The following is a 15,449-nucleotide window of genomic DNA, read 5'->3' as shown; positions in this document are numbered from 1 at the left end:
CAACATGAGCATCATTCAACACAAAAAAATAGCCATCGTAGGCGGAGGCCCCGGTGGATTAACACTGGCCAGGATCCTGCAGATGAACAACGCAGCCGTAACAGTATACGAAAGGGACGTTAACCGGGAAGCACGCGTACAGGGCGCCACACTGGACCTTCACGAAGAATCAGGATTAAAAGCACTGGAAGAAGCCGGACTGATGGACGCATTCAGGGCCAGCTACCGCCCCGGCGCCGACCGGCTGCGCATCGTTGATAAACACGCGGCCATTATTCTCGATGACCATGAAAACGGCGGAGAAGACAGGTCGCGCCCGGAAATAGACCGCGGCCCCCTCAAAGAAATACTGCTGGATTCACTGGAGCCCGACACCGTTGTATGGGACAGCCAGTTTGTATCTATGTTGCCACACCAGCACGGTTGGCAACTCACCTTTAAAAACGGTAGCACTGCCATTGCAGACATCGTGATTGCAGCAGATGGCGCCAATTCAAAGATCCGTCCGTATATCACGCCCATCCAGCCTTTTTATGCAGGCGTTACCGTTGTGGAAGGCGCGGTGTATGATGCATCAACGATGTGCCCAAACATAAACGCACTCGTGAAAGGAGGGAAAGTATTTGCACTCGGTGATGCGCAATCATTAATCGTAAGTTCCAAAGGAGACGGCAGCCTGGCGTTTTATACCGGCGTAAATACTGATGAAAACTGGTATAAAACCAGTAACATCAACTTCTCAGATAAAACACAGGTATTAGCCTGGTTTAAAGCAACCTTTACCGGTTGGGATAATATCTGGCTGGAACTGTTTGAAAATGCCAACGCCAGTTTCATACCACGCCCGCAATACTGCATGCCCTTTGATCAAACATGGAACGCACTGCCCAATCTTACTATGCTCGGCGACGCCGCCCACCTGATGCCTCCTTACGCCGGCGAAGGCGTGAATATGGCGATGCTGGATGCCCTTGAATTAGGCCGCTGCCTTACCGGGGAAAATTTCCCGGATGTTCATTCTGCTATTGCTGCGTATGAGAAACAAATGCGCGCAAGAGCTGGTGAAACAGCGAGAATAACGATGGAGTCGACGGCAGCGTTGCATTCGGAAGATGCGGTTGATTTTATGATGAGGATAGTGGGGTAACTTGGTCACTAATTATGCATAATAACAGAATCCCTGCTTTGCGCCAGCTTGTTCAGGCTGTCTTTTTCGTGGTACTCCTTCACCCGCCTGTTCCATGTTTCTTTTTGTTTTCGTAATCGCCAATCCTTAGAAAAGCAGGATGCAAATAACAAGGTAACTATAAAAAACCCTCCTGTTTTTATAAGTATCTTTATCATGTCTTTAATATACATTAATGCTATGAAAAACTACCTGTTACTCCTCCTCGCCCTCTTCCCGCTGGCTGCCTTCCAGCCAACACCTCCTGTTAAAGCCATCCTGTTAAAGGACGTAACCCTCATCGATGGCAACGGTGGCGCCCCTGCGGAGCATACAGATATTCTCATCAAAGATGGCAAAATTGCCGCAACCGGCAGGGATTTACCAGCCGGCGGCGCTACGGTGATTGATGGCAAAGGCAAAACCGTTATGCCCGCTATCACCAGCAGCCACGTGCATATTGGCATGATGAAAGGAAACGATAACAACAGCAATCCATACACACGCGAAAACATATTATCACAACTGAAAAAGTACGCGGACTATGGCATCACTAACATACTGGTGATGGGATCTGATCAGCCGATGCTTTTCACTTCCGGATTACGCGACTCTTCTGTAAATGGTTTATTACCGGGCGCCCGGCTGTTTTCCGCCGGTTATGGATTTGCGGCAGCGCAGGGTGGTCCGCCGATGAAGTATGTGTATCATCCTGCTACGGTGACACAGGCTACTGCACAACTGGATAGCGTATCGCTGGTAAAGCCAACGGTAATAAAAATGTGGGTAGATGATTTTGGCGGATCAACTCCCAAAATGGACCCTGCTATTTACAAGGCGCTTATTACCCGTGCACATACACATCATATCCCGGTGGCGTCACATCTTTACTACCTCGCAGATGCGAAGAATCTCGTTGCCAGCGGACTGGACATCATTGCACACAGCATCCGCGACCAGGAAATTGACGCAGCGCTACTACAACAGATGAAAGCAAAAGGCATCATTTACATCCCCACCCTTTCACTGGATGAATATGCGTATATCTATGCCCGTAAGCCGGAGTGGATCAATGATCCTTTCTTCAAAGCATCGCTGGAACCCGGCGTGTATGAAATGATTACTTCGCCCGCCTACCAGGATAAGTTGAAGAACTCCCCCTCCTACCAACGGAACCTGCATGCGTTTGAAACAGCGATGAAAAATGTAAAGAGAATAGCAGATGCCGGCATCATTGTAGCGCTGGGCACCGACTCCGGCGCACAACCGGTACGTACACAGGGATTCTCCGAACACCTTGAAATGGAGCTGCTCGTACAGGCCGGACTCACTCCCTTACAGGCTATCACCATTGCCACTAAAAATGCTGCTGCTGCCCTGAAAAAAGATCGCCACTATGGCACCATCGAAAAAGGTAAAACCGCAGACCTGATTATCCTGGATGCCAACCCCGCACAGGATATTAAGAACACGCGGAAAATAGCAGCAGTATACAAAGCAGGCGAAGAAGTAAGTAAAGGTCCGCTGCAACCATAGTGTAGTACGCCTGCGTACACCGGGTGTTCATTTTTGATACAAGTATTTTTATTTTTAAATACATAAGAAGATAACAGTGAATGCTGTGCCAAATGGCACTCTCTTAGGATAAGATGTTTTCAAAAAACAACCATGAAACAATTTATCCCGGCATTCCTTTTATGCTTATCAACACTTCTTACGCAGGCGCAGGTAACAACTGATAATCTTCATAAAACAAAAGTGGACAGCCTGGTACAATCTGCGCTCTCCGTGTTTATGCAGAACAATGCCCGCGTGAGTGCGGAAGTAGGAGTATATACCGGCGGACAAACCTATATCTACCGTTACAGTAAAACAACACTCCCCGCTCCTAACACACCGTATGAAATTGGTTCTGTTTCCAAAACATTTACCGGCTATTTACTGGCAAAAGCGGTAACAGCTAAAAAAGTGAAACTGGATGATGACATCCGTTTTTACCTGAACGGAGACTATCCCAACCTGCAATACAAAGGACGTGCAATCCAGCTGAAACACCTGATCGCACACGTTTCCGGCCTGCCCTTCATGCTGCCCGACCATCGTGATCTTTTCCAGCGCCCCGATGATTCCATTCCGGGTGTCATCGATAGTTTGCAGCACGATTATTCTATGGGGGCATTTCTTAATGATCTTCACCAGGTACAACTGGATACCGTTCCCGGTTATCATTTCAAATATTCCAACGCAGGCGCGCAGCTACTTGGATTCATACTGGAACGCATATACGGAATGTCGTACGCAGAACTGGTGAGAAAATATATTACCCGCCCGCAGCACATGAAATACACTACGGCGTCGCTTCCGGATGATGCCGCAAAAGGCTATAATCAGCAGGGCCGTATCATGCCCTACAATCCGCCGATGTTGCTGGCTGCCGGTGGTATTTATTCTTCTGTAGCCGACATGCTGCAATACATCCGTTTACACACCGATGAAAGTAACCCGGTAGTGAAATTAACACATCAACCCGCCTGGGGCGACATCAACAGCTATGCCATGGGTTTAAGCTGGCAGATGAACAAAACCGGCAACGGTATAAGAAGGATCTGGCAAAGCGGTGGTACATTTGGATTTTCCAGTTACTGCGTGGTATATCCTGAAAAGAATACCGGCATTGTGATATTAACGAACGAAGCGGACCGCACTGCACAAGATGCGTTGAGTGTAGCCGCAGGAAAGATATTTGAAGGATTGGAGTAAAAGTAAAAGATCCTTATAAAGAAGTAAACGGTCTTCTTTATAGGGATCTTTATTTAGTCCGTACCCCTGTTACCGTTATTTTTCCCGATTGCATAAACCAAATTCCCGATTCGATTCCTGTGCCCCGCCCCTGCCTGCTACCTTTGCAACACGATGTTCGTCTATTGTAGCATTTCCCCTATCTCCTAAATATTAAAAACTGACCATGAGAGTTATTGCATTGGCAATGGCATGCCTGTTCTCAGCCTTGTTGAACACGGCTGTTAAGGCGCAGAATCCGGCGCACGGCGCCATCAAAGGCCGCGTTACGGTGGAAGACGGCACACCGGTTCCCGGTGTGGGCCTTCGTCTGAAAGATTCCCGTAAACAAACTACCAGCAACGAAAGCGGAACGTATACACTCCGCAATATTACTCCCGGAACATATGTTGTGGAAGCCTTTATAACCGGTCGTGATGTGATCAGCCGGCCGGTGACCGTAACAGCAGGACAAACGGCGGAAGTGGATTTCCAGCTCAGTACTTCCAGGCAAAACCTGCAGGAAGTAATCGTGGCAAGCGGGCGTAATAAATTTGCGAAGAAAGAAACGGATTACGTAGCGCGCATGCCATTGAAGAACCTGGAAAATCCGCAGGTATACAGCATCGTAGGATCCGAACTAATGCAGGAGCAGGTGATCGTGGATTATAAAGATGCCATCAAAAACGTTGCGGGTGTGAATTCCACTGAAACAGTGGGCAACGGCCGTACCTCCACTATTATCCGTGGTTTCCGTACGCAGAACTTCATACGCAATGGCATGACGGCCAACCAGCTGGTAACGGTAGACGTATCCAACCTGGAAAGGATTGAAGTGATTAAAGGCCCTTCCGGCACTCTGTTTGGCACCGGCGCGGTATCATACGGCGGACTGGTGAACCGCGTGACCAAGAAACCTTTCGACACCTTTAAAACAGACGTTAGCCTGACCGCGGGAAGTTATAACCTGAATCGCATCACTGTCGACCTGAATGCGCCGCTGAACAAGGAAAAAACAGCCCTGCTGCGGGTGAACTTCGGCAGGCATGCCCAGGAAAGCTTCCAGGAAGCAGGCTTCAAAAGAAATTATTTCCTGTCGGCCGCCTTCTCTTACCAGGCCAATGACCGGTTAAGCTTCCTGGTAGACCTTGAAACATTCCGCAACCGCGGAACCCCATCGATCGCTTACCTCAATCCCGCTGCCGGCGTTACTGATTACAAGGAAGCGATGGGCAAGTACTACAAACGCACCTATTACACGAACGACCTTATATCTACTTTCCCCGGTTATAACGTGTTCGCACAAATGAATTATAAAATCAACAACAACTGGAACACTACCACCGTATTCTCCACCGGCGGCGTGAATGCCCGCGAACAATACCAGTTCACCGGCACCTGGCGGCCCGGCACAGACAGCATTACCCGTCAGCTTCAGAAGTATAGCCACAACTACAATACCATCCAGCTCCAGCAGAACCTAAATGGTACTTTCCATACCGGTTCAATCAAACACCGCGTACTGGTAGGACTGGATTACCTGGCCGATATCACCCAGCCAACCTATACTTCCCGCTTCATCCTCGATACCGTGAGCGCTGCTGCACCCACCAGTTTCCTGATGATGGAAAAAATTTATCCGCTGTTCCCTACTCCCACTGCCCAGGCGAATAACTTCTACAAAAGTCATCTTGACCGCTACGGCGTATACGCTTCAGATGTGATCAATTTTACGGATCGCCTGCTGCTTATGCTAAGTCTTCGCTGGGATAAGGTGGATAACCAGGGTACCACCAACCTGCTGAACGGCAATGTAACCGGCCGTTACAGCAAATCATCTTTCTCTCCCAAGTTCGGTGCGGTATACCAATTGATCAAAGACCAGCTGTCTGTTTTCGCCAACTACCAGAACGGCTTTACTTACAGCGCCCAAACGGATAAACAAGGCAACCTCTTCAAACCGGAGCAGGCCAATCAATGGGAAGGCGGCATGAAAGCAGAGCTGTTGCAGAGCAAATTAAACGTTACCCTCAGCGCTTACGACATCAGCGTAACCGATAAGCTGCGCTCAAATCCTGAAGACCCGGCCTTCTCTATTCAGGATGGAACGCAGAAAAGCAAGGGCTTTGAAGCCGAAGTGATCGCCAACCCATTCCCTGGCCTCAACATTACAGCCGGTTACGGCTTCAATGAAAGCGAGATCACCAAAGCCAGTGCCAACGTGGGCAAACGGCCTGCGCGCTCCGGCGGTAAACACATGGCCAACACCTGGATCAGCTACCGGCTGGTGAAAGGGAAACTACAGGGCCTGGGCATCGGCGGCGGCGTGTTTTACAACAGCGAAACTCCTTTTGATGACGCCAATACATTATTCTTCCCTGCCTATGCGCTGGTAAACAGCACCGTGTTCTACGACCGGCCCGGTTACCGCATCGGCATAAAGCTGGATAACGTTTCAAATACCATGTATTGGGGCCCGTGGGGCGAGCCGCAACCGCCACGCAATTACGCGGTAAACCTCGTGATCAAATTATAGGACTTCCAACCATTCATACATCCATGAAAGCACGGTTCGCTGTGCTTTCATTTTATATTTTAACACATGCGCATCAAAAAAATATTCGGTTGGCTGCATCTTTGGCTGGGACTCATTTCCGGGATCATTGTATTCATCATTTCCATTACCGGCGCCATCTACTCCTGGGAACCGGAATTGTCTGCATACACAGCGCCCTATCACCATGTAACCCCGCAGAACCGCCCGTTCCAGTCAGTAACCGCCATCCGCGCAGCGGGAGAAGCCAGTATGGGCGGAGAAAAGGCGTTCCGCATCCTGTACCAGGGGAAAGACAAAGCCGCCGTAGTCCAGTTCTTCCAAAAGAAACCGTATCACTACTACAACGTATACGTAAACCCCTATACGGCCCAGGTGCAGAAGGTGCTCAACCGCGACGATGAATTCTTTCATTTTATCCTGAACGGCCACATGTACCTGTGGCTGCCTCACGACATCGGCGGTGCGATAGTCGGATACAGTACACTGGTTTTCTTTCTGATGCTCGTAACAGGCATTGTGCTGTGGTGGCCGCGCAACAAAGGACGCCGGAAAGTCAGCTTCCGCATCAAGCTGGATGCTTCGCCAAAACGGCTGAACTATGACCTCCATAATGTGCTGGGTTTTTACGCCAGCTGGATCGTTGTTTTCGCCGCATTAACGGGATTGGTATGGAGCTTCACCTGGATGGCGCAGGCAGAGTTCTGGGTATTCAGCGGTGGCCAAAAAAGACCGGGCGCAGTACCCGCGAAGTCCGATAATCATGCGCCGGTGAAAGACAGCACCGCCATCAACCAGGTGTTTGCCACCTTCATGGCCCGTTACCCGCAGGCCGCAGGCTACAGTATTTCCATGCCCGCCAACGATTCTGCAGTTATCATTGCCAGGGCCTATCCCAGCCGCCACCAGTTTTATAACGCAGACTACCTCTATTTCGATCAGCATACCGGCCGGGAAATCACCCCTCCTTATCTTGGTAAGTACAAAGACGCAACCGTGGCAGAAAAAGCCGTGCGCATGAACTACGACATCCATGTGGGCAGCATCGCCGGGCTCCCCGGGCGGATCCTGATGTTCTTTGCCGCCCTGATAGCCGCTTCTTTGCCCGTTACCGGCTTCCTCATCTGGTGGGGAAGAAAGAAGAAATCAACACCCAGGCGTCCCATAAAAAAAGAAGGCGTCAAAAATTTCCATACTGCACCACGTTGATCCGGGTCGCTCATTTTTCCAGTTTAAAAAGACCAGTAACCTACATCTTCTTAAACTGGAAAAATGTCCGTTATTGGTGAATCTTTTTAGTCTTATCAAACAGGAAGTTGTAACTTCATTAACGAATAATAAGACGCCTCAGCACTTGTCTGAATAAGACATTGTGATACAAGAAAAGTAGCAACCGTGTAAATTCCCACTTAACTGATACCGTTATGAAAACACTGCTCTTTCTGTTCCTGCTGCTTCCCCTGATTTCATCAGGCTTTGCCGCAGATACCGTTCCCTACTTCTACCTCACTCCCACAGATGCCGCAAAAATACTGGGCCAGAGCGCACTGCTCACCCTGAAGTCGGAAAAACAAGAGCGCGACGCCCTGAAGTACCGCTGTGCTTTTACGGCTGTGGAATCGGACCCTGTTTCCGGGGAAACCGGTCATGTATACTACAACTACGAACAGTACAGGTCTGTAGCTGCCGCGCAAAAAACTTATACCGGCATCCTCGATGATAACCGCCGCAACGGCAACATCCAGCTGCTCAACAATACCGGCGACGAAGGCTTCTTTCAAAGCGACAGCAACAACTTCCAGCTGATCATGGTAAGAAAGAAAGATAAAATTATCAGGATGAAAGTAAATAAGGTGACCAGTACCACTTCTTTAACAGCATTGAAAGAAACCGTTAACAGGATAGCGGCTACTTTGTAACTACCCGGACAAATTATCCATTCGAAATTACGCATCGGTGGAAGTGCATAAAAATAAACATGCCGTTTTTGCCGCTTTTTGCCGGATTATGTCGTAATCCGTACCGGTCGGAACCGGCCATAGTGTATGGGGAGTGTATGGGGAGTGTATTGTGAGTGTATGGTGAGTGTATGGGAACAGTATGGGGAGTGTATAGGGACTGTATGGGAACTGTATAGGGAATACGACACATAGACGAGTCCTAAGTATCTGAGAAGTATCCAAGAAGTATCGGAGAAGTAAGAAACATCTATAAAAGGGACTGGTACAAAAACACCAGTCCCTTTATTATTTCATCAGGAAGCTTTAAGGGCATCGTTTATTCTTGTTACTGTTTTCTCTTCACTTGGCCGGGGAGCATCATTATCAAATACTTTTCCCTGCTTATCAATGATCATATAACGCGGCACACCGCTGATATTGAACAATTGCGCCACGCGCCCTTTTCCGCCGTTGTCAGACAACAGGTGTATACCTTCTATCTTGTCATCATCAATTGCTTTTTTCCAGGCATTGGCATTTTCATCTATACTGATGTAGAGAAATACTACGTCCTTATTATCTTCAAACCGCTTGTGCAATGCAGGTGCAGCTTCCTTCATCTGCGCCCTGCAGGGAGCGCACCAACTGGCCCAGAAATCGATGTACACCACTTTACCTTTAAAATCGGCCAGGGAAACATCTTTTCCTGTCAGGTCCTTTATGGTGAAAGCTGGCGGCACCTGTCCTACACTAACAGCTGCCAGCCTGCCATACAAGGCTTTCAGGGCAGTGCCTCCTGCATCACTTTTACTGTAATTTTCGAGATAGTCATCCAGTACACCTTTCCGGGCGCTGACATCCGTAGCGCTATTGAGCAAATTTTCCATAGCCCACGGTAACACCCTTTCCATAATGGCAGGATACTTCTTATACTTTTCTTTCTGGATTTCATATATACTCAATAATTTATCACCTCTGTCCATCGGCTCATCAAATTTGTGCTGGTCCATCCGGGTTTTATCCAGCAGCAGGGAAGGATAGGAATAATTAAGTAATTTCCTATAGTTTGGATTAACGAGCCATTTTTCTTCCAGTTTAATTTTATTGACGTACGACCAGTAACCGGAAGGCAACCAATCAGATTTCTTTTTTTGCTTAACCATCTGCAAAAGCCCTGGAACGCTGATCAATCCTGATAAATTATAAGCATAGTCAGAAGCCTGTGCATAGTTATAAAAAGCAGGGCTAAGTACTTTCTTATTTTGCGCTAACAGGGCCTCTTGTTTGGCATATACATTATTGTAAAATGCAGTAAAACTATTTGGTGTGGTGGTGCTGTCGAGTTTATTCCAGTCTGTTGTAAAAATATTATTCAGCTTATTTAATACTTCAGAATTTTTTGCCTTTGGACCGCTAAAAGTAAGAGTGGAATCTTTTTTTTCGGCATCATAACCCAGTTCCAGGCTATCGCCGGGCTCCACAAAAACCGCCACCGACGTATGGTTGGTATAAAACGTTATCTCCAGCGGGCGGGTGAGATCAAACTGAAACTTCACTTTATGATCACTTCCGGGTTTAGCGGTAAGATGCGTTTCTACCTGCGGATACACTGAATAATCAAAGCCCCGGATACCCCATGATGCCGTATCTTTTTCAAGGCCATCTACTTTTGCGATGATTATTGTTTTTTTCTGTGCCTGTAATCCCACTGACGCGACACTAAGCAGGCAGATGAAAAATAATTTTCTCATTTGATTATATTTATATTACTGTTATTTAAAAAGATATAAAGCCTTTCCTGTGGCGGCTAAGGGTTTTGCTCCATACCAGGGTTACTGTTAATAATATATAGCGGGAAACGAAGTGTAAGCCGTTCAGATTTTAATGTATACGTATTCTGGAGTACCCCGCTCATGTTATAAACAATGTGGGTACTGCCTACCGTTGATTTATAAACAGGATCAACAGAAAGACGGCGCATATCAAACCAGCGGTATCCTTCCAATGCAAACTCCCTGATTCTTTCTTCCAGGATAAATTTTGTCAGTGCAATTTGATTTGCAGCAACAGCGGCAGGAATAACAGCTTCAGCAGCCGGCATTCTTTTTTGCCTGAAAGCTTCCATATCTGTAACTGCTCCGGCAACATTATTGAGCCGGGCCTTACATTCTGCCCTTAACAGGTAGATATCAGGCACACTTGCCCCCAGGTTAGTGAATCCTCTTCCGTATCCTCTCAGCATTCCTTTTGGATACGTTTCTGTAAACACCAGTAAGGGATAAGAAGATAAAAACTGTAACCGGAAATCACCGGCAGTGTATAGCGAAGCCGTTGCAGAATTGATTACAACACCAGACAGGTATTGACTATAGTAATTGAACGACTGCCGGAGATAAAGCGCCTCCTGGTCGTTGTACAGGTTACTTCTGGCCGGCCCGAGGAATGGGCTGACAGGTGTAAAAGCGCCTCCTGCAGATAATTCTTTCTGAAAATCGTATAATCCTACCGGTATACTGGCGCCTGATAAATCATTTACAGCAGCATCAAGATGGGTGAGCGCTTTGTCGAATTGCCCCATGAACACATATACTTTACCCAACAATGCCTCTCCCGCAGCTTTCGACATCCGGGTGCGGTTGGTAAGCTGCGCAGGCAGATAGGGCAATGCACGGGTCAGGTCATCAATAATAAAATCATAGATCTCTTTCACTGTTGCACGGGTAAACTTTGTTTGCGTTACGTCAGCTGCTGTAACTTTGGGTACACCCAGGTCTGTAGCAGCAGTAGCGGCATTATACGGCTTACCGTAATAATTGATCAGCATAAAATAACACCATGCCCTGCCACCCAATGCTTCGGCCATGATAGATTGTTTCTGCGCCTCTTCTCCCTCCTGCGAATCCATCACTTCGTTGATGATCTTGTTGTATACATACACACTTCTCATGAGTGTTGTTAACTCCGAGTTGTTGTCTGATGGAAGATACAGATCGTCTTCCCATCTGAAAGCCTTCTCATCGCTTAATATGGAATTAGCGCCGGCAAAATAGGGCGTTGCCGCAGCTACTTCGTCTCCCAAAACAAACTGAGGGAACAATGAAGTAGTGGAAAGACTATTGCCATTTAAAAGCAGGTTATAGTCTGCTGTTTTTTCAGCAATCAGTTTCCCTTTAGGATTGATTTCAAGAAAATCTTTTTTACAGGCGCCCAGCCCCACAACTAACAGCAGTCCGGGTAATAGCTTTTGGATACTTTTATTTACACGCAACATTTTAGTAATTTTTATAGTGTTAAATGAGCGCCGATGGTGATGGCTCCCTGATTGGTACGCACAGATCTGTAGCCAAACCTGGCATCCTGGAACTCGGGATCTATGTTGTCATGATTGGCTTTCCACAACATCAGGTTAGATACCTGCAACCGGAACGACAGTTGCTCTGCATGCAACTTTTTAACAATAAAAACGGGCATGGCATACGACAAGGTGATGTCCCTTATTTTGGCATAGGAAGCATCAACTACGTTGAGATTACCGTACACATAATAATTCGTATTACGACGTGATGTAGCGGCAGATTCACTGCTCACAAATGAAGGAACATTTGTTTTGGCCTCATCTCCAGGCTGTTTCCAGCGATTGGCAAATTCTGCATTCAGGTTACCGGAATGGAAATCCTGGTTATTGATAAAGCCATAGCCGGAGTAAACAGTGTTAGCATCCCTGAACATTACATGCCCCAGGTTATAAATAATATTTACATTCAACGACAATGCCTTATAGCGAAAACTGTTGGATAAGCCGCCGCTCCAGGGTTGCTGGTAAACGCCCATATATAGCACATCATCCGCCTGCACTGCCGCCACTCCTTTTGTTACTGTTTTATCCGACAGCTTTACGAGCGGATCACCCAGCTCGTCGAGCCCTGCAAAATTGTAGGCAAAAACAGCAAAGGCAGGATAGCCCATCAGGTAGTTCTGTGCAATTTTCTGCGCACCTGTAATAACAGGTACTTTCTGCACCAGGTTGTTTATTTCATTCTTATTATAAGACATGGTCAATATGGTGACCCAGCTGAAATCCCTTTTCGTGATATTGGCAGAGGAGACCGACAGTTCTATTCCTTTATTGGTGATATCTCCGATGTTCCCGAAAATGGTGGTATAGCCTGTAAGCGGGTTTACCGGGAGGTTACCCAGGAGGTTGGATGTTTTTTTCTGGTACAGGTCTACCGAGCCCACCAGGCGGCTGCCCAGTACGGCATAGTCAATACCTACATTAAAAGTTTTGGTGCTTTCCCAGGTAAGACGCGGGTTAGCCGCTGTTGCTACGAAGAGTCCCTGTCCGCCGGGAGCATTGGGAGCTGCAACCGGCGCCAGCACGTCAAAGGAAGCGGCACTGCCCGGCGTAGGGGAAATTCCCGTAATGCCATAAGTCGCTCTCAGGGAAAGACTGTTCACTCCTTTTACGGTTTCAAAGAAAGGTTCGTTGCACAGGTCCCATTTGGCGCCCACGCTCCATACCGGCTTTCGCTGGGCGGATTTGTTCTGGGCAAACAGGTTACTCTGATCATTACGCCAGGCGGCATTGATGGAATATTTCCTGTTAAAAGTATACGCTGTATTAATATAGTAAGAAGTAAACCTGGTTTCAATTTCCGACTGGTTGAAAAGCGTACTGCCATTTAGAAAAGAACCGGAAGATAACAGCGGCAGCACCGGCGATTTAACACCAGTGGTAGTAAGTGTACTATAATCCAGCAGGGAATAGGTTTGAAGATTAAGGTCATAGCCATACAGCATGTTGCTATTGAGGATGTTTTTCTGGCTCTGCCCCTCCTGCCCGGCTAAAGCGGTAAACTGGTGACGGGTATTCTGCCAGCTGCGGTCATATACCAGCTGATTTCTCACTATCCAGTTATCCTGGTGAATGTTTGAAACGGTATATTGACCGCCTTTGGTTGGCAGGTAATACACCGGTGTGGCGGAAGGAGTACTGGCTACCGTAAAATTAACGATGTTAATACGCTGCTGATAATTAGTATTATCATCATATAGCGTAGTTCTGTTGTTTCCTTTAATGTATCCGTACATTCCTTCAAAACGCAGTCCCTTCAGAAGATTGATAGTGATCCCTGTATTAATACGGCCAACAAAACCATTACTTTTTGTAAAGCCGGTATTTATATTATCCAACGGATTGTAGTCCAGGTTGATCCGGCTTCTGGCGGAAGCATCGGCCCTGGCTTCATCGCTCAGGTATCCCATATACGACATGGAAATATTTTTGCCGGCAGCATCCCTGAACAACTGGTAAGGTAAAAAGCGGTTATCCGGTGAAACAGCCCTGTGAGCAGATGTTAACTGGTTGGTAAGATCTGCAATCACAAATACTTTGATATGCTTATTGAAGCTGATATCCTGTCGGGTATTTATTTTATAGGTATTATCACGATTGCCTGGTGTGTTGTCTGTTTTATTGGTGTAAGCCACAGAGCCATAAAAAGTATACTTCTCACTGCCGGCTGATACGGAAACAGTATGATTCATCAGGCTGGCCGGGCGATACCAGATATCTTCCATCTGGCTGAGATTACTGATCCCCGCCAGGCTGTCCAGTTTTGCATTCCCCTGGCCGGTAGATATCGCGCCCCGCGACATGTCGTACAGGATCTGCCTGTCGGGGCTCAGCCCTACATGATTAGCCATTGCAGGATTGTAGGCGGTAGCATTACTATAAGGCCATCCTGCGGGATCAAAGGTTTCGCGCGATGCCTGGATGTATTGCCGGCTGTTTAATACCGGGAAATAATCAATATCCGGTTTTCCCTGTAAGCTGATAAAACCATCATAGTCCACTTTTATTTTCCGGCTGTTAACGCCTTTCCTGGTGGTCACTACAATCACCCCATTGGAGGCCCTTGCCCCCCATATAGAGGCAGCGGTAGCATCTTTCAGCACGCTGATATCGGCAACATCCTGCGGATTAATGGAAGACAGGTCTGTCATCGGCATTCCGTCTACCACATACAAAGGGTTTTTATCCGCATTGATAGTGGTGAGTCCGCGTATCTGGAAAGTGCTTCCATCCCTCGCTGCGCCGGGCGAATTGTTGATCACCAAACCAGGCACCAGGCCATCCAGTCTTTGCAAAATATTCATACTGGAACTGCGGTTCCTTACAATATTCAGATCAGGAATGGAATACGCACCGGCGCTTCTTTCTTTTGAAATTTGTTGATAACCGGTATTAACGGTCACCACTTCCAGCTGACTTACGGATGGCGACAGGTGGATCACAAGTCCTTCCGCACTATTTAACAGGGAAGATTGCGTTTCTCCTTTTTGTCCCTGCCGTTCTGCTGAAATCAGTATTACACCTCCCGAACCGGTTACACTCACAGACAATCCAAGAAATCCCACATAGGAAATAGTTAATACATCTCCTTCTTTCGCGCTGAGTGAAAACTTTCCGGCAGCATCCGTCATAGTACCATAAGAAGTTCCTTTTACCTGAACAGAAACGCCCTGCAATGGCTCTCCTGAAACACTGCGGATAATGCCCGTAACAGGTGGGACATAAAGCATCCTGGGAACAGGTGTAGTGTTTTTGCTGATAATGATAGACGTATTTTTAATGGAATATCCAACAGGTTGCCCTTTGAAAATATCCTTTAGAAATAAGTCGAGCGGCTGGCTGTTGGCGGCTACTGTAACAGGATTAGCCGTTTTCAGCACCTCTTCATCATACAGCGCAATAAATCCTGTCTGTTGTTCAACCAGCGCCAGGATTTTTTCAAGTTTTAAATTTTTCCCGGTAATGGTAACTTTCTGGGAATAGGTTTTTGCCGATATGTGCAGGCAAAAAAATAAAAGAATAAAAGCAGTTAGCCTCATAACTCGCAGTGTTGAGCATGAAAACCGGAAATAAGCCAATAGAAATGACGTCCGGTTACAAATAGCAGTAAATTGCATACTTTCGTAACGGTTTTTGGTTGATAATAAAGCAGTCTTG

At 47.2% G+C, this 15,449-nt stretch carries 9 protein-coding genes; 6 read left to right on the top strand and 3 right to left on the bottom strand.

What is annotated here, in order from left to right; genetic code table 11:
• Positions 1-4 precede the first annotated feature (4 nt).
• From V7S65_RS04690 to V7S65_RS04665, 6 genes are all read left to right on the top strand, one after another.
• Complete coding sequence (locus tag V7S65_RS04690) at positions 5-1,147, top strand: FAD-dependent oxidoreductase (protein ID WP_336386056.1); 1,143 nt, start codon at positions 5-7, stop codon at positions 1,145-1,147.
• A 195-nt stretch (positions 1,148-1,342) separates the two neighbouring features.
• Complete coding sequence (locus tag V7S65_RS04685; RefSeq protein WP_336386057.1) at positions 1,343-2,701, top strand: amidohydrolase family protein; 1,359 nt, start codon at positions 1,343-1,345, stop codon at positions 2,699-2,701.
• Between the two features lie 132 nt (positions 2,702-2,833).
• Positions 2,834-3,925: a serine hydrolase domain-containing protein gene (locus V7S65_RS04680; RefSeq protein WP_079467984.1), complete on the top strand. Its 1,092-nt coding sequence runs from the start codon at positions 2,834-2,836 to the stop codon at positions 3,923-3,925.
• Positions 3,926-4,130: 205 nt separating this feature from the next.
• Positions 4,131-6,479 carry a TonB-dependent receptor gene (locus V7S65_RS04675; RefSeq protein WP_336386058.1) on the top strand — a complete coding sequence of 783 codons (2,349 nt, stop codon included), beginning with the start codon at positions 4,131-4,133 and terminating at the stop codon, positions 6,477-6,479.
• A gap of 66 nt (positions 6,480-6,545) precedes the next feature.
• Positions 6,546-7,706: a PepSY-associated TM helix domain-containing protein gene (locus V7S65_RS04670; protein WP_336386059.1), complete on the top strand. Its 1,161-nt coding sequence runs from the start codon at positions 6,546-6,548 to the stop codon at positions 7,704-7,706.
• A gap of 215 nt (positions 7,707-7,921) precedes the next feature.
• Entirely contained in the window at positions 7,922-8,416 is a 495-nt protein-coding gene (locus V7S65_RS04665; RefSeq protein ID WP_079467987.1) for a hypothetical protein, read from the top strand.
• 335 nt (positions 8,417-8,751) lie between these two features.
• Here V7S65_RS04665 and V7S65_RS04660 read toward each other — a convergent pair whose 3' ends face one another.
• The 3 genes from V7S65_RS04660 to V7S65_RS04650 are packed head-to-tail and all read right to left on the bottom strand — an operon-like array spanning position 8,752 to position 15,331.
• On the bottom strand, positions 8,752-10,188 hold the full coding sequence (locus V7S65_RS04660) for a TlpA family protein disulfide reductase (protein ID WP_336386060.1): 1,437 nt from the start codon (positions 10,186-10,188) through the stop codon (positions 8,752-8,754).
• A gap of 56 nt (positions 10,189-10,244) precedes the next feature.
• Positions 10,245-11,708, bottom strand: a complete 1,464-nt coding sequence (locus tag V7S65_RS04655) for a RagB/SusD family nutrient uptake outer membrane protein (RefSeq protein ID WP_336386061.1) — start codon at positions 11,706-11,708, stop codon at positions 10,245-10,247.
• An 11-nt stretch (positions 11,709-11,719) separates the two neighbouring features.
• Positions 11,720-15,331 (bottom strand): SusC/RagA family TonB-linked outer membrane protein, encoded by a 3,612-nt coding sequence (locus V7S65_RS04650; RefSeq protein WP_336386062.1) that lies wholly within the window; start codon positions 15,329-15,331, stop codon positions 11,720-11,722.
• Positions 15,332-15,449 lie beyond the last annotated feature (118 nt).

Origin of the sequence: Chitinophaga sp. CCNWYY40 (assembly GCF_037483205.1) — a bacterium.
Lineage (GTDB): Bacteria > Bacteroidota > Bacteroidia > Chitinophagales > Chitinophagaceae > Chitinophaga > Chitinophaga ginsengisegetis.
The sequence above is the reverse complement of the archived record's forward strand: the minus strand, read 5'-3'. Positions and strand labels throughout refer to the sequence as shown.